This window comes from Synechococcus sp. R70.1 (assembly GCF_047461675.1).
Classification (GTDB): Bacteria; Cyanobacteriota; Cyanobacteriia; order Thermostichales; family Thermostichaceae; genus Thermostichus.
In genome coordinates, this window is record NZ_JANSHR010000043.1 from 6,756 (window position 1) to 31,579 (window position 24,824).

The following is a 24,824-nucleotide window of genomic DNA, read 5'->3' on the forward strand; positions in this document are numbered from 1 at the left end:
CGTCACAAGACTGTATCTGAAGTTACAACTTGCGGGGGATAGCGATGCTAAAAGTGAGCCGAGCTATCTGGGGCAGAGAAAGCAAATGAAGAAGATTGAAGCTATCATTCGGCCCTTCAAGCTTGATGAGGTGAAGGTAGCCCTGGTTAATGCCGGAATTGTCGGCATGACCGTAACCGAGGTGCGGGGGTTTGGTCGGCAGAGAGGACAGACTGAGCGCTATCGGGGATCCGAGTACACCGTCGAGTTCCTGCAGAAGCTAAAGGTGGAGATCGTGGTCGAGGATGACCTGGTGGATACGGTGGTGGAGAAGCTAATTGCAGCAGCTCGCACGGGCGAAATTGGGGACGGCAAGATTTTCATCAGCCCCGTCGAGAAAACCATCCGCATCCGCACCGGTGAACTGAACCAAGACGCCCTGTGAAGGAGCTGTTTTTGCAGTCTCTCACCTCAGCCTCATCTTGGCTTGGGAGGTGGCAGGGCGTATCTTTTTGTTGTAATGGCGTTGCCAAAAGTACCGTCTCGCTAGGTGAGTCGAAAAACATGTCTACAATGATGATCCAAAGGCTCAAAGGCCAAGGAGTGCAGCGGCTCTGGCGACCAGCCCAGTGGGGCTTAGCTGCTGCGCTGACGATTTCCCTGGTTTTTCTACTTGGTCAGGAGAGCGCCTTCGCTCAGGATGCCGAAGCTGTCCAGAAAAACGCCGACACCATCTGGACACTGGTGGCGGCAGCCTTAGTGTTCTTCATGCAAGCTGGCTTTGCCATGGTGGAGACGGGCTTTACCCGCTCCAAAAATGCTGCCAACCTCATGATGAAAAACCTAATGGACTTCTGCATGGGCTGCTGCGCCTTTTGGGTCATTGGGTTTGGCCTGATGTTTGGCCAGAGTGGCGGCTTCGTCGGCACGAGCTGGTTTGCTTTTAGCTGGCAGCAAGCCCACGAAGCAGGGGACTGGCCTTTTACGTTCTTCGTCTTTCAGATGGTCTTTGCCGCCACCGCTGCCACCATCGTTTCCGGGGCCATGGCGGAGCGCACCAAGTTCGTGGCCTACCTCATCTACTCTGTCGTCATCTCTGGGCTGATCTACCCCATCTCGGGGAGCTGGGCCTGGAATGGCCTGTTCGGCGACTACAACGGCGGCAGCAGCGGCTGGCTGGAAAATCTGGGCTTCATCGACTTTGCCGGGTCAGGGGTGGTGCACCTGGTGGGAGGTGCTTCTGCCTTGGCCGGGGCGATGGTGGTTGGCCCTCGCATTGGCAAGTATGGCCCTGACGGGGAGCCGCGGGCAATTCCTGGACACAACCTGCCCCTGGGGATGCTTGGGGTGTTCATCCTCACCTTGGGTTGGATTGGATTCAACGCTGGCTCGACCACTGCTGCCAGCCCTGATGTTGGCTGGATCGCTATGAACACGCTGCTGGCAGCTTCGGCAGGAGCCATTGGCGCGATGATCACCTGCTGGGTGCATTTTGGCAAGCCAGACATGACCTTTGCCGCTAACGGGGTACTGGCCGGCTTGGTAGGGATCACCGCCCCGTGCAATACCGTCCATCCTGTAGGGGCTCTGATCATCGGCTCGGTGGCCGGGATCCTGGTGGTGATCTCGGTGGTGATTTTGGATACGGTGCTGAAGGTTGACGACCCGGTGGGCGCCATTTCAGTACACGGTACCTGCGGCATTTGGGGACTCTTGGCAGCCGGGATCCCTTGGTTTGCCCACGCCGAGTCAGGAGTGACCTGGGCGCAATTTGGGGTGCAGGTCGTGGGGGCTCTAGCCTATTTCTTCTGGCCCTTTATCACCTGCTTGATCCTGTTTTTGATCCTCAAGGCAACCGTTGGCCTGCGCACCAGTGCCGAAGAGGAGCTGGCCGGCTTGGATGTGGGCGAGCACGGCAACGTGGCCTACCCGGATTTTGTCAGCGCTGCAGCCAATTTGGAGCAGTCTTGAGGCGGGGCCGAGGGTTGCTGTGCCGGCAATCCTGAAGGGGGCCAAGCGGCCCCCCTTACTTTAAACTGGAAAGCGGCTGGATGTTCTTGCAGCTTCATGCACCTCTTGATCCCGGCGGCCGGCAGTGGCAAGCGGATGGGGGCGACAGTCAACAAGCTGCTGTTGCCGCTTTTGGGCCGGCCGATTTTGGCTTGGACGCTGGAAGCTGCAGCTCGGGCCTGCTCCATTGAGTGGATTGGCATTCTCTGCCAGCCCCACGACTGGCCAGCCATCGAGGCCATCGTAGCGGCAGTTGCTCCGGCCAAGCCAGTACAGCTGCTGGTGGGAGGATCCACGCGGCAGGAGTCGGTTTACAGGGGAGTTGAGTATCTCTATAGCCTGGGAACGGTAGAACGGGTGCTGATCCACGATGGGGCCCGCTGCCTGGCTACGCCGGCGCTCTTTGATCGCTGCAGCGCTGCCCTACAGCAAGTGGATGGCTTGGTTGCGGCGATCCCTGTCAAAGACACGATTAAAGTGACCGAGAGTGGCCCAAAGGGGATCCGAATCCAAGCGACGCCAGAGCGCAGCCGACTGTGGGCAGCGCAAACGCCCCAGGGCTTTCGCCTGCCGTTGCTGTGGCAAGCCCATCGGGAGGCCCTGGCCCAAGGTTGGCAGGTAACTGATGATGCGGCTCTATTCGAGAAGCTGGGTTGGCCGGTTTACATCGTGGAAGGGGAGGAGTCCAATCTCAAGCTGACCACTCCCTTGGATATGCTGCTGGCAGCCCAAATCCTCCAGCAGCGTCTCGTCCCAGCCCCCTAGCTCCTACTGTTAGGAGGCACGCTGCGAGAGTAAAGAAAGAGAGTCAATGCCCAAGTCACCTTCGCCCTACTGGCCTGTCCACATTGTTGGCGCTGGCCCCGGGGATCCAGAGCTCATAACCCTGCGCGGCCAGAGAGTCCTCTCGCAAGCAGATGTAGTCTTCTACGCCGGATCTTTGGTGCCAGAGGGAATGCTGGCCCACTGTCGCCCTGGGGTTGAGGCCATCGACACGCGCTCCCTTACCCTAGAGACGTTGCTGCCGCAAATTGTGGAACGGGTCAAGGCAGGGCTGCGGGTGGTGCGGCTGCAGGATGGGGATCCCTGTCTTTACGGCGCTCTACACGAGCTGCTGGTTCGGTTGGCTGAGGCAGGGATCCCCTTTGAGATCGTGCCAGGGGTGAGCGCCTTTCAGCTAGCAGCGGCTCGTTTAGGGGTAGAGCTGACGGTGCCGGAAGTGGTGCAGACCATCATCCTCACCCGTGCCAGCGGTCGAACGCGCGTGCCGGAAGCAGAAGCTTTAGCCAGTCTAGCGGCTCACCGCGCCTCTTTGTGTCTGTACCTGAGCGCCCGCCACGTGGAACGGGCCCAGGCGGATCTCCTAGCCCACTATCCCGCCGATACCCCCGTTGCCATTTGCTACCGTTTGGGGTGGCCGGACGAGCAGATCTGGCTGGGATCCCTGGCGGAGATGGCTGCCCTTAGCCGGCAAGCTGGCCTAGAGCGCACGGTGCTCTATCTCATCAGCCCAGTGCTGCGGGGTCTGGCAGGAGGTGGCTTGGCTCGCTCGCGGCTCTACAGCCCTGACCACGCCCACCTCTTCCGCCCCAAGCTTCGCCACTAGACTCCCAGTCAGGTAGCTTCCCGCTCTGGCTAGGCGGGAAGGTGTACACTGGGTGCGGGCGTAGGCTGCCTCGAGGGAGATGCGGACTTTTCCTTCGCCGGAGGTGCTTCGACGGCTGCCAGCAGGGGCTGCCGATGGAGCCATCATTCTCGGCACGTTGGTTCTCCTGGCGGTAGTGGCCCAGGTGGGGGCAGGGGCTTTTGAGCAGTTTCAGCCGCCAGCCGTGGTGCCCCGAATCGACTTGGATCCGCGCAAGCTGCCCTACTATGCCGCCCGCTCCACCTTGCGCATGTTCATTGCCCTCGCCTTCTCCACTCTTTTCACCCTGATCTACGGGTATGTGGCTGCGAAAAGTCGCTGGGCAGAGCGAATTTTGATCCCCTTGCTAGACATCCTGCAGTCAGTGCCGGTGTTGGGGTTCCTCTCCATTACTGTCACTGGCTTCATTGCCCTTTTTCCTGGCAGCTTGCTGGGACTGGAGGCGGCTTCTATCTTTGCCATCTTCACCAGCCAGGTCTGGAACATGACCTTTTCCTTCTACCAGTCCCTGCGCACTTTGCCGCAAGAGCTCGTGGAAGCTGCTACCCTGTATCGCCTCTCAGGCTGGCAGCGCTTTACCCAGTTGGAGCTGCCGGCGGCAATGGTCGGTCTCATCTGGAACGCCATGATGAGCTTTGGCGGGGGGTGGTTCTTTGTGGCCGCTAGCGAGGCCATTAGCGTGCTCAACCAGGAGTATACGCTGCCGGGCCTGGGATCCTACGTGGAAGCCGCCATTCAAGCCGAGGACTTGCCCAAGCTGGGGTGGGCGATCCTAACCATGGCAGTGGTGATCCTGCTGGTGGATCAGCTCTTCTGGCGGCCTCTGGTTGCTTGGTCAGACAAGTTTCGCCTGGAACAGAGCGCTGGGGCGGCTGTGCCGGAGTCCTGGCTGTATGATCTGCTCACCACCGCCCGGATCCCGCGGCTCATTGGCAGGGGGTTTTCCCCTTTGGCAGAGGGGGTGGATCGGCTGTTGGCCTACCTGACCCGCCCCCGCTGGGGAGATCCCCTCAGCCCCGAGGCTGAGCGGCGCCGTGAGCAGCTATTGACCCGGCTCTCCTGGTTGGCTATTGGCGGCCTTGGGGTTTGGATTGTCTATTTCGTATCCACCACCGTCGGCTTTGGGGAGGTGATGCTAGTCTTTGGCCTGGGGATCCTCACGCTGCTGCGGGTTAGCGTGCTCTTGGCTTTAGCCACTGTGGTCTGGACGCCAATTGGGGTGGCCATTGGCTTTAATCCACGCCTAGCGAAGCTGCTGCAGCCAGTGGTGCAGTTTCTAGCAGCTTTTCCGGCCAATTTTCTTTTTCCCTTTGCCACATTGCTTTTCATCCGCGCCCAGATCAGCATTGAGTGGGGCAGCATTTTGCTGATGTCTCTGGGAGCGCAGTGGTACATTCTCTTCAACTCCATTGCCGGCGCCCAGAGCATCCCCACCGATTTGCGAGAAATGGCTATGAATTTGGGTCTGCGGGGATGGAAGCTCTGGCAAAAGCTGATCATCCCAGGGATCTTCCCCGCCTGGGTCACTGGAGGAATAACAGCTAGCGGCGGTGCTTGGAATGCCAGCATTGTCTCCGAGATTGTAACCTGGGGAGCGACAACTCTAAAAGCTACGGGCCTAGGCACCTACATTGCCGAAGCAACCGCAGGGGGAGATTGGCCCCGCATTACCTTGGGCATTGGCATGATGAGTCTGTTTGTGGTAGGCATCAATCGCCTCTTCTGGCGGCGGTTGTATCAATTGGCAGAGGAAAAATATCACCTTTAGTCTTTCTATGAGCTCGGCAACTTCTCCTGTTTTGATTAAGGTTGAGAACGTCTACAAGCGCTTTCCTTTGCCCGAGGGCAAGGGAGAGTTTACAGTCTTAAGCCAGATTGATTTGGAGGTGCGGGCAGGGGAAGTCTTGGCTCTGCTGGGGCGCAGCGGCAGCGGCAAGAGTACCCTGCTGCGCATCATGGCAGGCTTGATCCCCCCTAGCCAAGGGCAGGTGTGGAGCAATGGCCGACCCCTGCGCGGCCCCAACCCCGACGTGGCCATGGTGTTTCAAAGCTTTGCCCTTCTGCCGTGGCTGACAGTACAAGAAAATGTGGAGCTGGGGCTAAAAGCGCAAGGGATCCCGCGCGAGATCCGGCGGCAAAAGGCTCTCAAGGCCATCGACCTGGTGGGGCTGGATGGATTTGAGAATGCCTACCCCAAGGAACTCTCGGGGGGCATGAAGCAGCGAGTGGGCTTTGCCCGCGCCTTTGTCTTGGAGCCGAAGGTGCTTTTCATGGACGAGCCCTTCAGCGCCCTGGACGTGCTGACAGCGGAGAACCTGCGGGGGGAGATCGACGAGCTGTGGAACACCCACGCCTTCCCTTCCCAGAGCATTCTCATCGTGACCCACAACATCGAAGAGGCGGTGTTTTTGGCGGATCGGGTAGTGATCCTGGGCTCCAAACCAGGGCGGATCCGGGGAGAGGTGAAAATCGACCTGCCGCGACCCCATGAACGTACGGATCCCCGATTTAAGTCCCTGGTGGACTACATCTACGAGATCATGACCAATCCGGAGATCCCGGTAACCAGTGAGGTGGCTGTCCCCAGGGCCCCCTCCCCCTACGCCTTGCCTCTACCCCACGCGCGGGTGGGCGGCATCAGCGGTCTGCTGGAGCTCATTGTGGAATGGCCGCAGGCACGGGTGGAAATTGCCGAGCTGGCTGAACGGCTGCAACTGGCCGTAGACGACCTGCTGCCGATTCTGGATGCAGCAGTGCTGTTGGGCTTTGCCGAGGTAACCGGCAGGGTGGTCCAACTCACCGAGATTGGCCAAGACTTTGCCAACACCACCATCCTGCGCAGCAAGGATCTCTTCCGGCAACAGCTACTGGCACGGGTGCCCGTGTTCCGCAGCATCCTGCAGACTCTGGAAGAAAAAAACAGCCGCTCCATGCGGGCGGACTTCTTCTTGGATCTCTGGGACGAGCATTTCCCGCATGAAGAGGCCGAGCGGCAGTTTGCCACTGCCATTGACTGGGGCCGCTATGCAGAGCTCTTTGAATACGATGCCTCAGAAGACCGACTCTACCTGCCGGAGCCAGGCGAGAGTTCCTCTGCGCAATAGCCCGTTGGTCTCAACGCTCCCTCTGAGCCTTTGTTAGATTTCGGAAAGTCCCAAAATTCGGTGATAGGATCACAGCACGCTAGAGGTATCTGGGGGCTCCCCTCCTCAGAACCTGATCTGATTCTTACCAGCGTAGGCAAGCAAGCACCGGAGTTAGGCCATGCGCAGCGAATGGGTGGCCCGCCGTCGTGGGCAAGCAAACGTTACTCAGATGCACTATGCCCGCCAGGGCATCATTACCGAAGAGATGGAGTATGTGGCTCGCCGGGAGCAGCTGCCCCCGGAACTCATCCGCTCGGAAGTAGCTCGGGGTCGCATGATCATCCCCGCCAACATCAACCACACCAACCTCGAGCCGATGTGCATTGGGATTGCTTCCCGCTGCAAAGTCAACGTCAACATCGGCGCTTCCCCCACCTCTTCCAGCTTGGCTGAGGAACTGGAAAAGCTAAAGTTGGCCATCAAATACGGCGCCGACACGGTTATGGATCTGTCTACCGGCGGCGGCAATTTGGATGAAATTCGCACGGCCATTATCCAAGCCTCGCCAATTCCTGTCGGCACGGTACCTATCTACCAAGCTCTAGAAAGCGTCCATGGCAATGTCGAAAAGCTTTCAGAAGAGGATATTTTGCACATTATCGAAAAGCAGGCTCAGCAAGGGGTGGACTACATGACCATCCATGCTGGGATCCTCATTCAACATTTGCCGCTGGTGCGCAACCGGCTAACGGGCATTGTTTCTCGCGGCGGCGGGATCCTAGCCCGTTGGATGTTGGTCCACCACAAGCAAAATCCGCTTTATACCCGCTTCCGCGACATCATCGAGATCTTCAAGAAATACGACGTTTCCTTTAGCCTGGGCGATGCCTTGCGACCAGGATGCTTGCACGATGCCTCTGACGAGGCCCAGATGGCCGAGCTAAAAACCCTGGGCCAGTTGACCCGCATGGCCTGGGAGCACGATGTGCAGGTGATGGTGGAAGGGCCAGGGCACGTGCCGATGGATCAAATTGAGTTTAACGTGCGCAAGCAAATGGAGGAATGCGACGAGGCTCCCTTCTACGTCTTGGGACCTTTGGTTACTGATATTGCTGCCGGCTACGACCACATCAGCTCTGCTATTGGGGCGGCCTTGGCCGGTTGGTATGGGGCGGCAATGCTTTGCTACGTCACCCCCAAAGAACACTTGGGTTTACCCAATGCAGAGGACGTGCGCAATGGCCTCATTGCCTACAAAATTGCTGCTCATGCTGCGGATATTGCCCGCCATCGGCCTGGGGCCAGGGATCGCGACGATGAGATGGCTAGAGCCCGCTATAACTTTGATTGGAATCGACAATTTGAGTTGTCCCTAGATCCAGAGCGAGCTCGCGAATACCACGACGAGACCTTGCCGGCAGATATCTACAAAACGGCAGAGTTTTGCTCGATGTGCGGGCCTAAGTTCTGCCCCATGCAAACCAAGATGGATGCAGAGGCCTTAGACGAACTAGAGCGCTTCTTGGCCAAGCAGCCAATGGGATAAGCGCCGGTTGTCTGCAAGGTTAGCTCTGTATCACACAAAGTTCCCCGTTCCTGGGGGGGAAGGGGATCCCCTGCGCAGGCTATGCTGGGCTATAGGGATTGAGCAAGGAGGAGGATATGGCACTTAGGCAACTGGGACATGTTGCCATCCGTGTCGGAGACGTCTCCAAAGCGGTAGAGTTCTACGAAAAGTTGGGGATGGTCAATGTCTGGAAGGATCCCGACTGGGCCTACATGAAAGCTGGGGACGACGGGCTGGCGCTGTTGGGTCCAGGCTACCGGGCGGCAGGGCCCCACTTTGGCTTTGTCTTCAGCACTAGGGAGGAGCTGGAGGAGCACCATCGGCGCCTGCAATCCCAGGGGATCCCGGTGGGCGAGATCCACACCCACCGAGATGGCACCGCCTCCTTCTATGGCAAGGATCCCGATGGCAACCTGTTTGAATTTGTCTACGAGCCGCCAGGCACTTTTGACCGAGCCAAGGCCAAGACAACGGAAGCAACTGCTTGAAACGGTGGCGCAAACTCTGGAAGTAGAGATGGTGGGAGGCCTCAGTTTTCTCCCACCTTTTTGCTGAGCAGCCCAGCCGCCCAATCCAAAAGATGGTTCACTGCTTCCGCGGTTTGGGCTTCCGCATACAGCCGCAGCAGAGGCTCAGTGCCGCTGCCGCGGATCATCACCCAACTGCCGTCGGCAAGCGTAAACTTGTGGCCGTCTTTGTCGAAATGCTTGATCACCTTCTGTCCCAAAATCTCAGACGGGGGATCCCTCTGCAGCCGTTGGAATAGCTGGGTTTGTTGACTTTGATCCCCTAGGGGCAGGTCGCGGCGCTGGTAAACCGAGCTAAACCCCTCTCGTTCCTGCAAAGCTCTGTAGAGGGCGCTCAGGTCTTGCCCGGTTTCGGTAACGGCTTCGATCAAGTACAGCGCCGAAAGCAGGGCATCCCGCTCGGGGATGTGACCCAGGTAGCCAATGCCACCCGATTCCTCTCCCCCCAGCAACACCTGGGTGCTCAGCATGCGCTCGGCAATGTACTTGAAGCCCACGGGTGTTTCCGTAACCGGCAGGCCATAGCGCCCGGCCACCTTGACAAACAGCTCCGAGCCACTGAGGGTTTTGACGACTTCCCCCCGCAGCCCGCGCCGCCCCGCCAAGTGGTCGATGAGGATGGGGATGAGCACCTGGGGGCTGAGAAAATGGCCTTGTCCGTCGAGGGCAGCAATGCGGTCGGCGTCGCCATCGAAGACCAAGCCGATTTTCAAGGGGGCAGGATCGGCGGCAATGAGCTGGGCAGAAGCCTGCAGGTTTTGCGGCAGCGGCTCCGGTGAGACTCCGCCAAACAAGGGATCCCGCCGCGCCTGCAATTCAATCACCTTCTCCCCCAACAGCCGCTTGAGGCCACCGGCGCCGGAACCAAACATGACATCCACCCAGATCTTGGCTGGGGAGCTTCTAAGCTTTTCTAGATCCACAAAGCGACTAAGCTGAGCCAGGTAGCCGGGCCAGGGATCCCAGGTGTGAATAGGAGCGCGGGTGGATCCCAGGGGCTGCAGGCTGCCCAGCTCCTGCTCAATGGCAGCGGTGACCTCCGGGGGCACAGAGCCGCCAAAGCCACCTTTGACCTTAAGGCCGGAATAGTGGGGTGGGTTGTGGCTGGCGGTAATCACCAAGGCGCCATGGCAGCCCTGCTCTTTGGCTCCCCAACTAAAGGCCGGCGTTGGGGCCGCACAGGCGGAGAGGTAGACGGGGATCCCCAGTCGAGCCACCACCTCAGCTGCGTGGGCCGCAAAGCGTTCAGAGAGAAAACGGTTGTCGTAGCCAATGAGGATCCCTTCGCCAGGATAGGTGCGGGCCAACACCTGGGCGCTGGCTTGGGCGGCAAGGGCCAAGTTCTGAAACGTAAAGCCCTCGGCAATGACTGCTCGCCAGCCGTCGGTGCCAAAGCGAATGGAGTTGGCCGCCATGGTTGCCCCCAAGTCCCCCTCGACTACACATAGCACGGAAGTAGCCGCCTCTATCCCAACGCTTTGGGCTCTAGCTGCCCGCTGGGTAGTCGCTGAGGCTGCTGATGTTGCGCCGTCGCAAGCTGGGCGCTGTCCGCTTCACCAGGCCCGTCAGCACGTTGCCAGGGCCAATTTCCCACACCTCTTGAACGCCGTCGGCAGCCATCTGCAGCACCGTTTCTCGCCACCGCACAGGGGCTGTCATCTGGGCCAGCAGCGCCTGTTTGAGGGCCTGGGGATCGCGGCTGGCCGTGGCGGTGCAATTGCTATAGACCGGCACCCGGGGTGTCTGAAACTCGACTTCCCGCAACCGGTGGGCAAACTTTTCTGCTGCTGCCTGCATAAAAGGGGAGTGGAAGGCGCCGCTGACTTTGAGGGGAACGGTGCGCTTGGCCTGCAACTGCTCACAGACAGCCTGCACCCCCTCCACCGAGCCGCTGATTACCACCTGCTCCGGGCTGTTGTCGTTGGCAATGGTAACGTTGGGGGTCATCTGGCAGAGGTGCTCCAGCTTGGTGCGATCAAACCCAATCACCGCTGCCATGCTGCCAGGGGGATCCCCTGCCCGCTCCATCAGTTGGCCTCGTAGGCTCACCAGCCGCAGGCCGGTTTCAAAATCAAACACTCCGGCGGCATAGAGGGCACTGTACTCCCCCAGGCTGTGGCCAGCAGTGCAGCCAGGCGTCTGGCCCTGGGCATAGAGGTAGTCGCTCAAGAGGGCCGACACGGTAAACAAGGCCGGCTGCGTATAGCGGGTCTGGTGGATCTGCTCTTCGGAAAGGGCCAAGGGATCCCACCCCAGCACCTCCCGCGCCAAAGCCAACTTCTGGGCAGCTCCTGGCCAGTCTTGGAGATCCCTTCCCATGCCCACCACTTGGGATCCCTGACCAGGATAGATCCAGGCAATGGTCATCACCACCCCTCCCGAGCTCATCGGCCCCAGCGAAAGACAATGGCTCCCCAGGTGAGGCCGGCGCCAAAGCCTGCCATCACCCCCAGATCCCCAGGACCAAACCGCCCTTGACCAATCCATTCGGCTAGAGCAATGGGGATCGAGGCGCCGGAGGTGTTGCCGTAGCGCTCCAGGACGCTGGCCACCTGCTGGGTCTGCAGCTGCAAGCGCTTGGCCACGGCATCGAGGATGCGCTGGTTGGCCTGGTGGATGAAGTAGCCCTGGACTGCCTCGGCTGGAATCCCAGCCTGAAGGAGGGCTTTCTCGATAACCTCTGGCACCGCCTGGACGGCAAACTTATAGACCTCGCGGCCGTTCATGACGATGGGGCAACAGCGGTACTGCCCCACCCGCAGGGATCCCACCAGGGGCTTAGCTTCGGTGGCCATGGCCAAGCTAAGTAGCTCGCTGCCCTTGCCATCGCTGCGCAGCTCAATGCTGAGGATCCCATCGGCTCCCACCTCTCCCGCTTCCAGCACCACTGCCCCTGCTCCATCCCCAAACAAAACGCAGGTGGCGCGGTCTGTCCAGTCGACGGCGCGAGAGAGCACATCGGCTGCCACCACCAGCGCCCGCCGGTACAGCCCAGTTTGCAGAAACTGGGCCGCCGTGGCCACCGCAAACACAAACCCCGTACAAGCTGCCGTTAGGTCAAAGGCCACTGCCCGACTTGCCCCCAGGGCTGCCTGCACCCGCGGGGCCGAGCCAAAGCGATCGACAGCGGTGGAAGTGGCTAGCAGAAGTAAGTCGAGCTCCTGCGGCAGGATCCCAGCTTGATCCAGAGCAGCTCTTGCCGCCTGGGCCGCCAGATCCACTACACTCAGCTCCGGGGGCAGAATGCGCCGCTGGCGAATGCCGGTGCGAGGCCAAATCCACTCGTCAGAAGTGGCAACAATCCGGCTCAGGTCATCGTTGCTCAGGCAGGGATCCGGAAGAGCAGCCCCTACCCCCACAAGGTGTACGCTGGGGAGGCGGTTGTTGGGCATGGGCCCTACCCTTCCCCTCGCTCCAGGGATCCCAACGGCAAGGGACCGGAGGTGTTCCCAGGGCGCTGCTCGGTGCTGGCTTCAGGTTCGCGAGGGTCAACCATTTCCGCCTGCAGTCGCTGCAAGACTTTCTGCTCTGCCGCCTCTTTGGCTAGACGAATGGCGTGGTACACCATTGGCGCCTTGGAGCTGCCGTGGGTAATGACGCAGATGCCGTTAACCCCCAGCAGCAAGGCGCCCCCATACTCCACGTAGTCCATGCGCCGCTTTACCTGCTGGAGGTTAGGCTGGAGCAGCCAGCAACCCAGCTTGCCGCGCCAGCCCCGGGGCAGCTCTTCCCGCAGCACCTGAGTGATCACCTGGCCGACGCTCTCAGCAAACTTGAGCAGGGCGTTGCCGACAAAGCCGTCGCAGACCACCACGTCAAAGTCCCCGGTCAACACGTCTCGCCCCTCCGCATTGCCGGCAAAGTGGATCCCTGGCAACTGGGCCAGGCGCTGGTGGGTGGCTAGGGCTAGATCGTTGCCCTTGTTGGGTTCCTCGCCGATGTTGAGCAGGCCGACCCGCGGCTTCTCAATCCCCAGGACGCACTGGCAGTAGAGGGATCCCATGCGGGCAAACTGTTCCAAAAAGCGGGGCCGGCAATCCACGTTGGCACCCACATCCAGCAACAGCACCGGCTTTCCCTTGAGGGTAGGCAAAAGGGCGGCGATGGCTGGGCGGTCAATCCCTGCCAAGCGACCCAAGTGGAGATAAGCGGCCGCCATTGCTGCACCCGTGTTGCCGGCAGCCACCACTGCATCCGCCTGCCCAGCGCGCACCTGCTGCATGCAAATGTTGATGGAGGCTTTCGGCTTTCTGCGCACCGCCAGAGGCTCTTCGGCCATGCCCACCTCTTCCTCAGCAGGCACGAGGGCAACTTTAGGCGGCAGGGGCCGGGGTAAAAAAGGCTCGAGGGCCTCTAGCCGACCTACCAGCGCAATCTCCACCTGCAGCTGCTGTTGGGCCAGTAGGGCGCCCTTGACAATCTCCGCGGGAGCGTAGTCGCCCCCCATGGCATCAACCGCAATTCGCACGAGTTGACCTCACCCTGCAACCCTTCTAGTCAGCCGACCTTGCGGATCGCCGCTCTCTAGATCCCGTCAGCCGCAAGGGGCTACCGAATTCTACCAAAAAACTGGATCCAAAGCCCTGCCCCCTGGCCACCTGCCCCAGGGCGGCTTTGCCCCCTACAGCGATAGGGCAGTCACCTACAGGCTGCTAACTCGGAGCCTCTTGGCCAGATTTCCTAGGAAGAGCAGCTAGCGCTCTGCCTAGGCGTTCACGCTGGAGACGATGAGGTCCACCACGAAGAGAAACAGGGCTACCAGCGCTATAGCTCGATCCCTCGCCAACGCTAATAGTGTGCCCGCCTGCCCAGGGATCCGGTTGCCGTTCGTAAACCTCCATTCTAGGACGTTCTCCCATAGCTGGCTTCAGCAACAAGGCAAGGTGGGGCTTCGGACTCGGAGCTAGGCAGAGCTACCAGCAGAGCCTCCAGCAGCCGCTGCACTCGGCTCAGGCGCAGGCCCGCATCGGCCAAGACGGGGCTGTTGGGGATGAGGGCGTGGCGGAAGCCCAGCTTGCTCGCTTCCTTGAGGCGCTGCTCCAACTGGGCCACCGGGCGCACCTGCCCCCCTAACCCCACCTCCCCAATCAAGACCGTGAAGGGATCCACCTGGCGATCCCGGAAGCTAGCGGCCACCGCCACGGCCACCCCCAAGTCGGCAGCGGGCTCAGCCACCTGGATGCCGCCGGCAGAGGCGATGTAGGCATCGTATTTGGAAAGCGGGATCCCCACCCGTTTTTCTAGCACCGCCAAAATCTGCAGGAAGCGGTTGAGCTCGATGCCCGTAGCAGTGCGGCGGGGGGAGCTGTAGCTGGTGGGGCTGACTAGGGCTTGCACCTCTACCACCAAGGGGCGAGTGCCCTCCCAGGCAACGATAGTAGCTGTTCCCGGCATAACCTGATCCCGACTGCTTAAAAAAAGCTGCGAGGGATTGCCCACCTCCACCAAGCCAGAGGCAGTCATCTCGAAAACGCCAATTTCCTGAGCTGCCCCAAAGCGATTTTTGACGGCGCGCAGCAGGCGGTGGCTCTGGAAGCGATCTCCCTCAAAGTACAAAACTGTATCCACCAGGTGCTCCAGCACCTTGGGCCCGGCCAGGGATCCATCCTTGGTTACATGGCCAACGATGAGCAGGGCCACCCCCAGCTTCTTGGCCACTCGCATCAACAGGCCGGCGCATTCCCGCACCTGGGAAACAGATCCCGGGGCTGAGCTGAGCTGCCCCCAGAAGATGGCCTGAATGCTGTCGATGATCGCCACCTGCGGCTGTAGGGCCTGGATCTCGGCCACAATGGCCTCCAGCTCGGTCTCGGCCAAGAGGTAGAGCTGCTCGCTTTCTACCCCCAGCCGCTCGGCGCGCAGCTTGATCTGTTGGGCCGATTCCTCCCCCGATACGTACAAGATGGTTCTGCTTTTGGCCAGGTGGGCAGCAGTCTGCAGCAGGAGGGTGCTCTTGCCAATGCCTGGCTCCCCGCCGATGAGCACCAGGGATCCCGGCACAATGCCGCCCCCCAGCACCCGATCAAACTCGCCAAAGCCAGAGGAAAGGCGAGGGTGGCGATCCGAGCACACCTGGGAGATGGGGAGGGCTAACTGGGGGATCCCGTTGGTGCGGCTAGGCGGGGGAACAAGACGCTGCAGGGGCCTAGACTTGGGGGAGGGGGTGACGACTACCTCCGTCAGCGTGTTCCAGGCGCCACAGTTGTCGCAGCGGCCAAAAAACCTAGGATAGCGCTCGCCGCACTGGCTGCACTCCCAGACGGTTTTGGTCTTGGCCATGGCTGGCAACTCCTAGCCCGGGGAAGCGGCGGTAACAGGAAGGGGCACCTCCGGCAAGACCAGGGATCCACACTGGGCGTGGTGGCGCAGCAGATGGTCGCAGAGAACTATGGCTACCATCGCCTCCACCATCGGCACTGCCCGCGGCAAGACACAGGGATCGTGGCGTCCCCGCGCCGCCAAGACAGTCTCCCGGCCGTCGAGGGTAACGGTGTTTTGGGGCTGGCGAATGGTGGCAGTGGGCTTGAAGGCCACCCGGAGGACGATGTCTTCGCCATTGCTGATGCCCCCTTGGATGCCGCCGGAGCGGTTGCTGCGGGTGCGCCAGCCGCTGGGAGTCATGTAAAACTCGTCGTTGTGCTGCTTGCCGGTCAGGTAGGTGCCGGCAAATCCCGACCCAATCTCAAACCCCTTGCTGGCGGGCAGCGACATCACCGCCTTGGCCAGGTCGGCTTCCAATTTGTCAAACACCGGGCAGCCCAGGCCGCGGGGCACATGGCGGGCCACGCACTCCACCACTCCCCCCAGGGAATCCCCTTCCCGTGCTGCTGCTTCAATTTTCTGGATCATGGCCGCCGCTGCTTGTGGGTCGGGGCAGCGGACAATGTTGGCTTCCACCTGTTCGGCTGTTACTGAGCTGGGATCCACCTGGGCCTCCACGTCTTTGACCCGTTGCACGTAGGCCAGGATCTCCACCCCTGCCGCCAGGCGCAGGATCTTCTTGGCAATGGCTCCGGCAGCCACCCGGCCAATGGTCTCCCGCGCTGAGGCCCGTCCTCCCCCCTGCCAGTTGCGGATGCCGTACTTGGCCTGGTAGGTGGCATCGGCATGGGAAGGGCGAAAGGTGGTGGCCATTTCGCTGTAGTCCTGGGGGCGGGCGTCCTGGTTGCGCACCAGGATGTGGATGGGCGTGCCCAGGGTAAAGCCCTGAAAAACGCCAGAGAGGATCTCGCAGCGATCGGCTTCCTGGCGGGGAGTTGTGATGTGGCTCTGGCCGGGACGGCGCCGATCCAGCTCTGCCTGAATGTCGGCCTCGCTCAGGGGCAGCCGCGGTGGGCAGCCGTCCACCACCACCCCCACCGCCCCACCGTGGGACTCCCCGTAGGTGGTGACAGAAAACAGGACGCCGAAGGTGTTGCCGTTGGCCATGGGATCCCGTTGAAAATCCCCCTATGCTGATAGCTTTATTCTGCCCTAGGCAACCGCTGGGCGGCGCGGTGCAACTGACGGCAGCTGGCAATTCCCCACAACACCAGGTGAGGATCCCAGCGCAGCTCTGGGTCGAGGGGGCGCAGGTGGAGGTAGAGCAGCTTGCCATCGCCGCCAGTTAGCAGCAGCGGGCCTTGGGGAAAGCGGCGGCGCCAGTCGGCGAGGAACTCCCGCAATCCCGCTAGCAGCGTATGAAGGATGCCGCTGTGGATGGCGGCTACGGTGTCCCTGGCCCAGCGGGGGGGCAAGGGATCTGCCGGATCCCACTGCACTTTGGGCAGTCGGGCGGTGTGGTCGGCTAGGGCTTGCGCCTGCAGCCCCAGGCCAGGCAGGATTGCCCCTCCCACCAGGGATCCCTCAGGGTCAGCTCCCGTCAGGGTCAGGGCAGTGCCGGCGTCGATGACCAAACAGGGCCAGCCGTAGCGGATCCCAGCGGCCCACAGAGCTAGTGCCCGATCCAGCCCCAGGCCTGGGTAGGGATCCCGCAGCGGCACCTGCGACAACTCCAGGCAATGCACCCAGGGAGATCTCGGCGGCAAAGGGGCAGAGCCGACAGCAGCTAGCCACAGCTCCGTCTCTTCTGGCCAGGCCAAGGGCTGGTGGGTGGGAAACTGCTCTACTTTGATTAGGGTCTCTCCGGCAAACCAGCCCCAGCGCACATGGGTGTTGCCCAGCACGGCGGCTAGCCACAAGTCTGCTTGGGCCTTAGAACTCATGCAACGGCTCTGCTTCCATTTGCCCGGCAAGCTGCCATTTTCAGTAGGCGCCTTGAGTTCCTCTAGGCGAGACCCTAGGCTAGGCTGCGCCCCCGCTGCTGCAAGTACTTGAAAACGGCGTTCAAATCTTTGTCGCCCCGCCCAGAGCAATTGACCACTACCCGCTGCTGGGGGCCAAGTTGAGGGGCCAGGGTCTTCAGGTAGGCCAGGGCGTGGGCCGTCTCTAGGGCGGGGATGATTCCCTCCAGGCGCGACAGCAATAGCAGCGCCTCCACCGCCTCGTCGTCGGTAACTGCGTAGTACTCAGCCCGCCCAATCTCCTTTAAGTAGCTGTGCTCCGGCCCCACACCGGGGTAATCCAAGCCAGCGCTGATGGAATGGGCCTCCTGCACCTGGCCCTCTTCATCTTGCAGCAGGTAGCTCATGGCCCCGTGCAAGACCCCAATGCGACCGCGGCTGAGGGTCGCGGCATGGCGGGAGGTGTGCAAGCCCTCCCCGGCAGCCTCGATGCCGATAAGCCGCACCTGGGGATCCTGAACAAACTCGTTGAACAACCCCAGGGCATTGGAGCCGCCGCCCACACAGGCCAGCAGCACGTCCGGCAGGCCTCCCCATTTCTCTTGACACTGCTGTCGCGTCTCCTGGCCGATGATATCGTGAAAGGTCCGCACCAGCTTCGGGTAGGGGTGGGGTCCGGCCACCGTGCCAATGACGTAGTGGGTGGTCTCCACGTTGGTTACCCAGTCGCGGATGGCCTCGGAGAGGGCGTCTTTGAGGGTGGCTGTGCCTGATTCGACCCCCCTTACCTCAGCGCCCAGCAGGCGCATCCGCTGCACATTGGGGGCCTGCCGCTCCATGTCCACTGCCCCCATGTAGATGACGCATTCCAACCCAAAACGAGCACACACCGTTGCCGTGGCCACCCCATGCTGGCCAGCGCCAGTCTCGGCAATGATCCTTCGCTTGCCCATGCGCACCGCCAGCAGCACTTGGCCAAGGGCGTTGTTGATCTTGTGGGCGCCGGTGTGGTTGAGATCCTCCCGCTTCAGGTAGATCTGGGGGCCGCCGTAGTGCTCGGTAAGCCGCTGGGCAAAGTAAAGGGGACTGGGCCGCCCGACAAAGTCCCGCAGTAGGCTGTGAAACTCGGCGCGAAAGTCGGGATCTTGCCAATGCCGCTCAAAGGCTTCCTCCAGCTCTGTGAGGGCACTCATCAGGGTTTCCGGCACAAACCGGCCCCCAAACGGCCCAAACCGGCCCTGGGGATCCGGACGCACCCTCGGGTCAAGGGGATCCAAAGCAGCAGGATGGGCAGCAGTAGCTGGGGAAGTCGGGGTCATGGCAGAGGGTTAGCAGGAGTTTGGCAGCCGGCAATAGGAGATAAACTTCCCCAATTCTACAGAACTCTCAGGAAGGAGATGGGCCGACCTCTTTGTAGGGAAAAGATTTCCGGAGTCCTCGGATTTTGGTTTTGGGCGCAGCCTTCTCCAAGAGCAGCCTACACTTAGGGGTATGGAGAGGGCTACCGATCGCGTTAGCGGGACGGAGTCCTTGTTAAGAAGATCTGCCGCGTGCCTGGCCTGTCTGCTTGCCGGGCTCAGCTTGGAAAATGGAATCTCAGCCCAGTTAGGTTTTCAACCCTACATCAATGCCCGCTTTGGCTACCGCATCGACTACCCGGCAGACTTTATCCCCCAAGGGGAAGCTGACAACAGCGACGGCCAGGTATTTATCGGGAAAGATGGAGCTGAGCTGCGCGCTTGGGGCGGCTACAACGTCTTTCAAGCAACGCCTGCCAGCGCCTTGCAAGAAGAGCTGCGCCGCAGCCGATCATCCGACGCCGGGTTACCTACCAAGTTGCCGGTCGGGATTTCTTTGTGATCTCTGGCTACGAACCAGACGGTCAGCGGATTTTTTACCTCAAAAAGCTTGTCCGACCTTCCCTGCAGGCCGGCTTTGAATTCGTGTACCCGGCCAACCGGCGCGAGCGCTACGACCGGGATGTGGAAGCTATAAGCCGTTCCCTGCGCCTTGTGGATCCCTGAGCCCAAACCCAAGTTGCGGCATGATCGTAGGGATCCCTGGCAAAATTCAATGGCCGAGAGACCGCTGGACAATTGGCTGCAGGAACGCATGCGGGCCGTTGGCCTCTTCTCATGGCGGGCCTTGCAAGCACGGGCAGGGATCAGCCGCCGTGCCCTCGATCAAGTGCGCCAGGGGAAGTGGGGATCCCTGCGTCTGGAGCAACTACAAAAGCTGGCTGCCGCCCTGCAGTGGGATTTGGGATCCCTGCTGCGCCTAAACGGACATGACAAAATGGGATTCACCGAACCACCGGAAGTCCTCTTCTCCCTGCTGCAGCCGCTGCTTACTAGCTACCCCACCGTTCGCGAAATCGCCCGCCGCAAGCCCGATTGGCCGGCCCAAAACGTAACGGCTCTCTTTCGCTCCTTGGATGCCCTGCTGCAGCACTGGGGGTATGAGCCCATCGGCAGCCCTCTTGAATCCGTCCCCTTCGACCCGCAACTGCACCAGCCGGATCAGCCGGGCATTCGGCCAGGGGATCCCGTCTACATCCGCTTTGTTGGCTATCGCCGGGGAGACTATATCCTCTGCCCTGCCAAAGTCAGCCGCTCTCTGCCCGGAGGATTGAGCTGATGGCACCTGTCTCCAAAGCGACGCTAGCCATTGACTTTGGGACCAGCAATACGGTGGTGGCAGTTTGGGATCCCGTCCAAGCAGCGCCCCGCCTGCTCAGCTTTCCCGGTCTTTCCCGGCAGGAGCAAGCCCACTCGGCCATTCCCAGCTTGGTCTATGTGAAGGGCAAAAACCAGCTCCTCGTAGGGGAAACTGTGCGCGCCGGTCGTTGGGGAGCGGTGGATCCGCAGCGGCTGTTTCAGGGCTTCAAGCGGGAGTTGGTGGCAGAGTTTGTGCCTCCGCCGCGAGTTCTGGATGGGGAGCGCTACGACGCTGAGAGGGTGGCCCAGGCTTTTTTGCAGGCGGTGATGGAAGCTGTCCAGAAGGAGGGCCTGCAGCCGCAGCAGGTGGTGTTTACAGCCCCTGTCGGCTCCTTTGAGCGCTACTTGAACTGGCTGCGGAGGGTGGCCGGCGCCTGTGGCTGGGATCCCATTCAAATCGTGGACGAGGCCACTGCCGCTGCCCTGGGCTATGCGGTCGGCCAGCCGGGATCCGTGGTGCTAGTGGTGGATTTCGGCGGCGGCACCTTGGATCTCAGCCTAGTGCGCACCCTGGCCCCCCAGGCAGGTAACTCCGTTCTCAAGGCGGAGGTGATTGCCAAAGCCGATGCCTACGTAGGCGGGGTGGACATCGACATCTGGATTGCCGAATACCTGCTGGGGCAACTGGGGTTGAGCCGACAGCAGCTTGGGGCCCTGAGCTGGATTACGCTTTTGGAGCAGGCAGAGCAGCTCAAGATTGCCCTTTCCACTCAGCCCGAGGCCGTGAGCAGTTGGTTTGACGACGAGGCCCTGACCGCCTATGAGCTGCGCTTGGATCGGCAGGCGCTGGAGGAGATTTTAGAAGCCCACCAGCTCTTGGATCAAATCCGCCAGTGCCTAGACGATGTCCTCCTCACCGCCCAGGCAAGGGGGTTGGCCAAAAGCCAAATTGAGCAAGTGCTTCTGGTGGGAGGGAGCTCCCAACTGCCGGCAGTCCAAGAGCTGCTCCGCTCCTACTTCGGCAAAAAGAAAGTCCGCTGCGAACGCCCCTTCGATGCCGTGGCCCTGGGCGCCCTGCAGGTGGGCTGCCAGGTGAAGCTGGAGGATCGCCTCCACCACAGCTACGCCATCCGCCTCTGGGATCCCTTGCAAAAAAGCTATATCTACTACCCTTTGTTCGAGCGGGGCAGCCCCTACCCCTGCCGGCGCTCCGAGCCCTTGATCTTGCAGGTGGCCAACGACGGCCAGACCGAAATTCGCCTCGATGTGGGGGAAGTGGCCCAAGTGGCCCAAGCCGAGGTGGTTTACGACGAGCTGGGGCGCATGAGCAGCCGCCAACTTACCCGGCAGACCGATTTCCGATCCCTGACCCCTGGTACTGAGCCAGCTTGCCTGGCCCGCCTGCAGCCCCCTGGGCGAGTCGGGGAAGACCGCCTGCGGGTAGAATTTGCCATCGACGCCTCGCGACGCCTGCTAGCCACCATTATCGACTTGCAGACTCAGCAGCCTTTGGTAGAAGCCCAGCCCGTAGCCACCTTGAGTTAGAGGATTCTACCCGGCCCGGACTTGCCTGGGTTTCCTGGTGAGCCAGCGGTGGGACCGCCAGCGCCGCCAAGGCCGCCCAGAAAACGGGTATTGTAACCTTGCTTTTTGGCTTGGTTAGGACGATGGTGTTGAGAACCCAGTTTTAGCTTTTGGCCTTCTACCAGCAGCAACTTTTCCATGGTGAAACAGCCGTTTTGCCAAAGTCCACCCTCCTGCCAAAAAGGGAGGGATCCCTGGATAAGGGATCCCTCTTCCAAGACCCACCGAGACTAGAGTTAGTCGCGCTCAACGTACAGAAAGAGCACAGCCATGGCTACTGCCGGCAGCAGCCAACCAACAATGGGGATGAAAATCCAAGGAAGATAAGCGGCAGCGTAAGAACCGGTCATAGTCTTGCTCCCCTCCAGTACCTTGACAAGCTTGACAACTAATTCACCAATCCTCGGAAGATGGCATCGATCCCGGCAAAGTTCTCCAAAAGGAAGTAGGCAGCAAAGGCACCACCCATACCCCCTAGGAAGAACCCCGCTGTCAGATCCCCCCAGCCGCGGGCTGTGGACAAAGGATTAGCTCCTGGCGTTTCTGGCTTGTTTCCAAAGGTAACGCTGCCATAGGCCGACATACAGGCGGTTCCCAGCAGCACAATGGCCATTGCCGTAACCAGTCCGCCCAAATTGGCTGCTCCAGGATAATCGCGCAGCGGGCCTAGAAGAATCTCCGGCCCCACCAGGAAGTAGCCGTGGGCTAAGCCAATCTCCAGCCCCCGCAGCAGAGGAGAGAGGCCGCGGCGGTTAATGGCAAGATTGTTGATAAACAGACGGGTGACAGGAGAATCGCTAATGGGTGTTGAAAGATGCCCCTCGCAGGGATCGTCATTGAAGGTGCGAACGTAATCCATGTCCGAAGATCCTGCCTGGAATTTTGGGATTCATTCTACGGGGCCTCAGCTCCCCTCCTAGCAGCCGCCGTCCGGATCGTTAAAAAAGTTCATGCTCGCTTAACAGAGATATAGACCCTTGTCAAGGGATCCGTTTTTGCCTGCGCCTCCCCAGTCCTTGACTTTTTCCTAGGCAAATAGCTTTTCCCAGCACCACTGCTGCCCAGGTGTTTCTAGGATCCTGTAAAAAAACCTAGCTGAAGTGCAGCTAGGTCAAAAGAATACGGCTCCTACCGCGCGAGATCCTCCCCTCCATAAATCAAGCTAAGGGGCACCCCAAAATAGAGGTACGCAAAGGTTGACCTTTGCGCTCTGATCTAACGACGCCGTGCCACCCCACTAGATAAGACAGGACGGCGGGCTGCGCCGCACGGCCACTCTTCCCCTTCACGCGAGGTAGAAGGAGACAGAGCGAGGATTACTGCTCCTCGCCCTCCCCTACTTCTCTAAACTACACCGGCGATCCAAGACCGGTATAGGAGCCGTAGAAGAAGAGTCCAACCACCGTAATCACCCCCAACCCAACAACCACAGCCACTATCCACAGGGGGATCCTTGCTTGACTGGTCATAGCAACTGGCCTCCAAAAGAACCGAAAGGAGATTACACTCCTAGCTTCCAGCAAAAACGGGTTTGCACTGATCCCTGCAGTCCTTCCTCAGCTGTTAGAAGTAGGGATAACCCTCGCCTCAGTTGAGAAAGTAGCTAGAAAACAACAAGCCAAGCACAAACACCAACAACAAGCCCAGGTATAGGGAGGTGCGGTTTAGCTCTACCGGCTGGGTATTAGGGTTCTTTTCAGGTTGATCAGCCATAGGGGTTCACCGTTGAATAAACTGCATTGCCGCAATGGCTCCCAGAAAGAAAACAGTTGGGATGGCCAAAGTATGCACTGCCAGCCAGCGGACAGTAAAAACAGGGTAAAAAACAGGCTCGTCAGCATTGGGTTGAGTAACTGGTTTAGTTGCCATCGCTCAGACCTTGCCTCTTTTACAAACTGTAACAGTTGCGAAGTTGCTGCCCTCACCCCGTTCTAGCGCGTCAACCTCTCCAGCTGCTCAAGAGCGTTGAAGCGGTCGCTTACAATGGGCAACTCCTGACGCTCTGCGGTGAAATACTCATTGGGGCGCGGCGTGCCAAAAATATCATAGGCTAGGCCCGTGCTCACAAAAAGCCAGCCTGCCAAAAACAAGGCGGGAATGGTCAGGGCGTGAATGACCCAGTAGCGAACACTGGTAATAATGTCAACAAAAGGTCGTTCTCCGGTGTTGCCAGCCATGAAACTCCTCCCTGCGGTAGGGGCAAAAGCGCTTCTTGAACTTTTTGAGGCTATACCTCAATCATAAGGACTTCGAGGCACAACTACAAGTTAAAGCCGGATCCCGTCCTAACCTGCAGGTGGGAGAAGGTGAAGTAACAGAGCGTGCCACCCTGGATTCCCCGCCCATGGATCCCTGTCTGATTCCTGTCAAGCTTCCCCACGGCTCCTACGACATCGTCATCCAATCTCCAGAAGGCCCTAGGGGCCACAACCTCATCCAGTTGGGATCGCAGATGCGAGCTAGAGGACTTGCCGGCAAGGCGCTGGTGGTGAGCCATCCGGGCATTGCCAAGCACTTTGCCGAAAAGTTGATGCAGGGCCTGCAACAAGCAGGATTTGCTGCCCATCTTTTTCTTTTGCCTGCTGGCGAGCGCTACAAAACCCTGCGCTCGGTGGCCAGGATCTACGACGCCGCCTTGAGCTTTGGCCTGGAGCGCTCTTCCACCCTTATTGCCCTGGGAGGCGGGGTCATCGGGGATATGGTTGGGTTTGCCGCCGCCACTTGGCTGCGCGGGATCCCTTGGGTGCAGGTGCCCACTTCGCTTTTGGCCATGGTGGATGCGGCCATTGGCGGCAAGACCGGCGTCAACCATCCTGGTGGGAAAAATCTCATTGGGGCCTTCTACCAGCCGCGCCTGGTGTGGATGGATCCAACGGTGTTGCAGACCCTGCCCCGGCGGGAGTTTACCTCTGCCCTGGCCGAAGTGATCAAGTACGGTGTCATCCAGGCCGCCGACCTGTTTGAGTTTCTGGAAAAGCAGCCCAGGCTAGGCCGCTACACCGATTTTGCCCCCTCAGACTTGCACTATCTGCTGCGGCGCTGTGCCGAGTGCAAAGCCTGGGTGGTGCAGCAGGACGAACGCGAAGGGGGCTTGCGGGCCATCCTCAACTACGGCCATACCCTTGGCCATGCCCTAGAAACCGTTACCGGCTACCGCCGCTACCTACACGGGGAGGCTGTTGCCATCGGCATGGTAGCTGCCGGGGAGATTGCCCGTCGCTTAGGCTGGTGGAGTGCCACCGAAGCCGAACGGCAGCGGCACCTGATCGAGAGGGCAGGGCTGCCCAGCCACTGGCCTGCCGGGATCCCTTGGGAGGCGGTGTTGCAGGTTATGCAGGCCGACAAAAAAGTTAAACAAGGACGGATTCGCTTTGTCTTGCCGCGCCGGATTGGCCAAGCGGAGCTGACCGATCAAGTTGAGCTAGCCGATGTGCAGGCTGCTCTGGCTTCGATGACGGAAACCTCTTGAACCGCTCTGAAAGACTTATACAACGCTGGACAAAAGCGGACTTTTGCTCCAGGTTGACGCTTTCTTCCTGCTTCCACG

27 protein-coding genes are annotated in these 24,824 nt (G+C 60.3%); 13 read left to right on the forward strand and 14 right to left on the reverse strand.

All coding sequences use genetic code 11. The features are described from left to right. Window positions 1-85: 85 nt before the first annotated feature. From NW807_RS06345 to NW807_RS06380, 8 genes are all read left to right on the forward strand, one after another. Window positions 86-424 carry a P-II family nitrogen regulator gene (locus NW807_RS06345; RefSeq protein ID WP_414425592.1) on the forward strand — a complete coding sequence of 113 codons (339 nt, stop codon included), beginning with the start codon at window positions 86-88 and terminating at the stop codon, window positions 422-424. Window positions 425-543: 119 nt separating this feature from the next. Beyond that, window positions 544-1,950 (forward strand): ammonium transporter, encoded by a 1,407-nt coding sequence (locus tag NW807_RS06350; RefSeq protein WP_414425593.1) that lies wholly within the window; start codon window positions 544-546, stop codon window positions 1,948-1,950. Between the two features lie 96 nt (window positions 1,951-2,046). Beyond that, the gene (gene ispD / locus NW807_RS06355) at window positions 2,047-2,754 is read left to right on the forward strand and encodes a 2-C-methyl-D-erythritol 4-phosphate cytidylyltransferase (RefSeq protein WP_414425594.1); all 708 of its coding nucleotides are present in this window, start codon (window positions 2,047-2,049) and stop codon (window positions 2,752-2,754) included. 46 nt (window positions 2,755-2,800) lie between these two features. Next, window positions 2,801-3,595 (forward strand): precorrin-4 C(11)-methyltransferase, encoded by a 795-nt coding sequence (gene cobM, locus NW807_RS06360; RefSeq protein WP_414425595.1) that lies wholly within the window; start codon window positions 2,801-2,803, stop codon window positions 3,593-3,595. Window positions 3,596-3,674: 79 nt separating this feature from the next. Continuing rightward, the gene (locus NW807_RS06365; protein ID WP_414406134.1) at window positions 3,675-5,402 is read left to right on the forward strand and encodes an ABC transporter permease; all 1,728 of its coding nucleotides are present in this window, start codon (window positions 3,675-3,677) and stop codon (window positions 5,400-5,402) included. A 7-nt stretch (window positions 5,403-5,409) separates the two neighbouring features. Then, the gene (locus NW807_RS06370) at window positions 5,410-6,738 is read left to right on the forward strand and encodes a nitrate/sulfonate/bicarbonate ABC transporter ATP-binding protein (RefSeq protein WP_414406133.1); all 1,329 of its coding nucleotides are present in this window, start codon (window positions 5,410-5,412) and stop codon (window positions 6,736-6,738) included. Window positions 6,739-6,898: 160 nt separating this feature from the next. Continuing rightward, a complete protein-coding gene (thiC, locus tag NW807_RS06375; protein WP_414395526.1) occupies window positions 6,899-8,266 on the forward strand; it encodes a phosphomethylpyrimidine synthase in 1,368 nt (455 codons plus the stop codon). Between the two features lie 116 nt (window positions 8,267-8,382). After that, window positions 8,383-8,775 (forward strand): VOC family protein, encoded by a 393-nt coding sequence (locus tag NW807_RS06380; protein ID WP_414406132.1) that lies wholly within the window; start codon window positions 8,383-8,385, stop codon window positions 8,773-8,775. A gap of 41 nt (window positions 8,776-8,816) precedes the next feature. Here the strand turns inward: NW807_RS06380 and NW807_RS06385 are convergent, their stop codons facing one another. The 8 genes from NW807_RS06385 to trpB all read right to left on the reverse strand — a co-directional run bounded on the left by NW807_RS06385 (window position 8,817) and on the right by trpB (window position 18,355). Further along, on the reverse strand, window positions 8,817-10,229 hold the full coding sequence (locus tag NW807_RS06385; protein WP_414425596.1) for a phosphoglucomutase/phosphomannomutase family protein: 1,413 nt from the start codon (window positions 10,227-10,229) through the stop codon (window positions 8,817-8,819). Between the two features lie 70 nt (window positions 10,230-10,299). Continuing rightward, entirely contained in the window at window positions 10,300-11,181 is an 882-nt protein-coding gene (gene fabD / locus NW807_RS06390; RefSeq protein ID WP_414411615.1) for an ACP S-malonyltransferase, read from the reverse strand. Between the two features lie 17 nt (window positions 11,182-11,198). Next, complete coding sequence (locus tag NW807_RS06395; RefSeq protein ID WP_414406130.1) at window positions 11,199-12,206, reverse strand: beta-ketoacyl-ACP synthase III; 1,008 nt, start codon at window positions 12,204-12,206, stop codon at window positions 11,199-11,201. A 5-nt stretch (window positions 12,207-12,211) separates the two neighbouring features. Next, window positions 12,212-13,282: a phosphate acyltransferase PlsX gene (gene plsX / locus NW807_RS06400; RefSeq protein WP_414420856.1), complete on the reverse strand. Its 1,071-nt coding sequence runs from the start codon at window positions 13,280-13,282 to the stop codon at window positions 12,212-12,214. 374 nt (window positions 13,283-13,656) lie between these two features. Beyond that, entirely contained in the window at window positions 13,657-15,093 is a 1,437-nt protein-coding gene (gene radA / locus NW807_RS06405; protein ID WP_414425597.1) for a DNA repair protein RadA, read from the reverse strand. Window positions 15,094-15,105: 12 nt separating this feature from the next. Then, the gene (gene aroC, locus NW807_RS06410; protein ID WP_414425598.1) at window positions 15,106-16,242 is read right to left on the reverse strand and encodes a chorismate synthase; all 1,137 of its coding nucleotides are present in this window, start codon (window positions 16,240-16,242) and stop codon (window positions 15,106-15,108) included. Window positions 16,243-16,277: 35 nt separating this feature from the next. Further along, complete coding sequence (locus tag NW807_RS06415) at window positions 16,278-17,018, reverse strand: pantothenate kinase (RefSeq protein ID WP_414425599.1); 741 nt, start codon at window positions 17,016-17,018, stop codon at window positions 16,278-16,280. 74 nt (window positions 17,019-17,092) lie between these two features. Continuing rightward, the gene (trpB, locus tag NW807_RS06420) at window positions 17,093-18,355 is read right to left on the reverse strand and encodes a tryptophan synthase subunit beta (RefSeq protein ID WP_414425600.1); all 1,263 of its coding nucleotides are present in this window, start codon (window positions 18,353-18,355) and stop codon (window positions 17,093-17,095) included. Window positions 18,356-18,527: 172 nt separating this feature from the next. On the opposite strand from trpB, the gene NW807_RS06425 reads away from it, so the two are divergent. Genes NW807_RS06425 through NW807_RS06440 form a run of 4 tightly spaced genes read left to right on the forward strand, consistent with a single transcriptional unit; the run spans window position 18,528 to window position 21,238 of the window. Continuing rightward, window positions 18,528-18,896, forward strand: a complete 369-nt coding sequence (locus tag NW807_RS06425; RefSeq protein WP_414425601.1) for a hypothetical protein — start codon at window positions 18,528-18,530, stop codon at window positions 18,894-18,896. Further along, complete coding sequence (locus NW807_RS06430) at window positions 18,893-19,060, forward strand: hypothetical protein (protein ID WP_414425602.1); 168 nt, start codon at window positions 18,893-18,895, stop codon at window positions 19,058-19,060. Before NW807_RS06425 ends, NW807_RS06430 begins: the two co-directional genes overlap by 4 nt. A gap of 49 nt (window positions 19,061-19,109) precedes the next feature. Further along, entirely contained in the window at window positions 19,110-19,673 is a 564-nt protein-coding gene (locus NW807_RS06435) for a helix-turn-helix domain-containing protein (protein ID WP_414425603.1), read from the forward strand. Further along, window positions 19,673-21,238 carry an Hsp70 family protein gene (locus NW807_RS06440; RefSeq protein ID WP_414425604.1) on the forward strand — a complete coding sequence of 522 codons (1,566 nt, stop codon included), beginning with the start codon at window positions 19,673-19,675 and terminating at the stop codon, window positions 21,236-21,238. The genes NW807_RS06435 and NW807_RS06440 overlap by 1 nt, the downstream gene beginning before the upstream one ends. Window positions 21,239-21,513: 275 nt before the next feature. Here the strand turns inward: NW807_RS06440 and NW807_RS06445 are convergent, their stop codons facing one another. From NW807_RS06445 to psbE, 6 genes are all read right to left on the reverse strand, one after another. Beyond that, entirely contained in the window at window positions 21,514-21,627 is a 114-nt protein-coding gene (locus tag NW807_RS06445; protein WP_414395550.1) for a photosystem I reaction center subunit VIII, read from the reverse strand. A 38-nt stretch (window positions 21,628-21,665) separates the two neighbouring features. Beyond that, window positions 21,666-22,136 carry a photosystem I reaction center protein subunit XI gene (locus NW807_RS06450; RefSeq protein WP_414395552.1) on the reverse strand — a complete coding sequence of 157 codons (471 nt, stop codon included), beginning with the start codon at window positions 22,134-22,136 and terminating at the stop codon, window positions 21,666-21,668. Between the two features lie 490 nt (window positions 22,137-22,626). Then, window positions 22,627-22,746 (reverse strand): photosystem II reaction center protein J, encoded by a 120-nt coding sequence (locus tag NW807_RS06455; protein WP_414395554.1) that lies wholly within the window; start codon window positions 22,744-22,746, stop codon window positions 22,627-22,629. Window positions 22,747-22,864: 118 nt separating this feature from the next. After that, a complete protein-coding gene (locus tag NW807_RS06460; RefSeq protein WP_414395556.1) occupies window positions 22,865-22,990 on the reverse strand; it encodes a photosystem II reaction center protein L in 126 nt (41 codons plus the stop codon). Between the two features lie 6 nt (window positions 22,991-22,996). Then, window positions 22,997-23,146, reverse strand: a complete 150-nt coding sequence (psbF, locus tag NW807_RS06465; protein WP_414406122.1) for a cytochrome b559 subunit beta — start codon at window positions 23,144-23,146, stop codon at window positions 22,997-22,999. A 62-nt stretch (window positions 23,147-23,208) separates the two neighbouring features. Next, on the reverse strand, window positions 23,209-23,454 hold the full coding sequence (gene psbE / locus NW807_RS06470; RefSeq protein WP_414360519.1) for a cytochrome b559 subunit alpha: 246 nt from the start codon (window positions 23,452-23,454) through the stop codon (window positions 23,209-23,211). A 167-nt stretch (window positions 23,455-23,621) separates the two neighbouring features. On the opposite strand from psbE, the gene aroB reads away from it, so the two are divergent. Then, window positions 23,622-24,746, forward strand: coding sequence for a 3-dehydroquinate synthase (gene aroB / locus NW807_RS06475; protein WP_414425605.1), 1,125 nt, complete (start codon window positions 23,622-23,624; stop codon window positions 24,744-24,746). The last annotated feature ends 78 nt before the right edge of the window (window positions 24,747-24,824 follow it).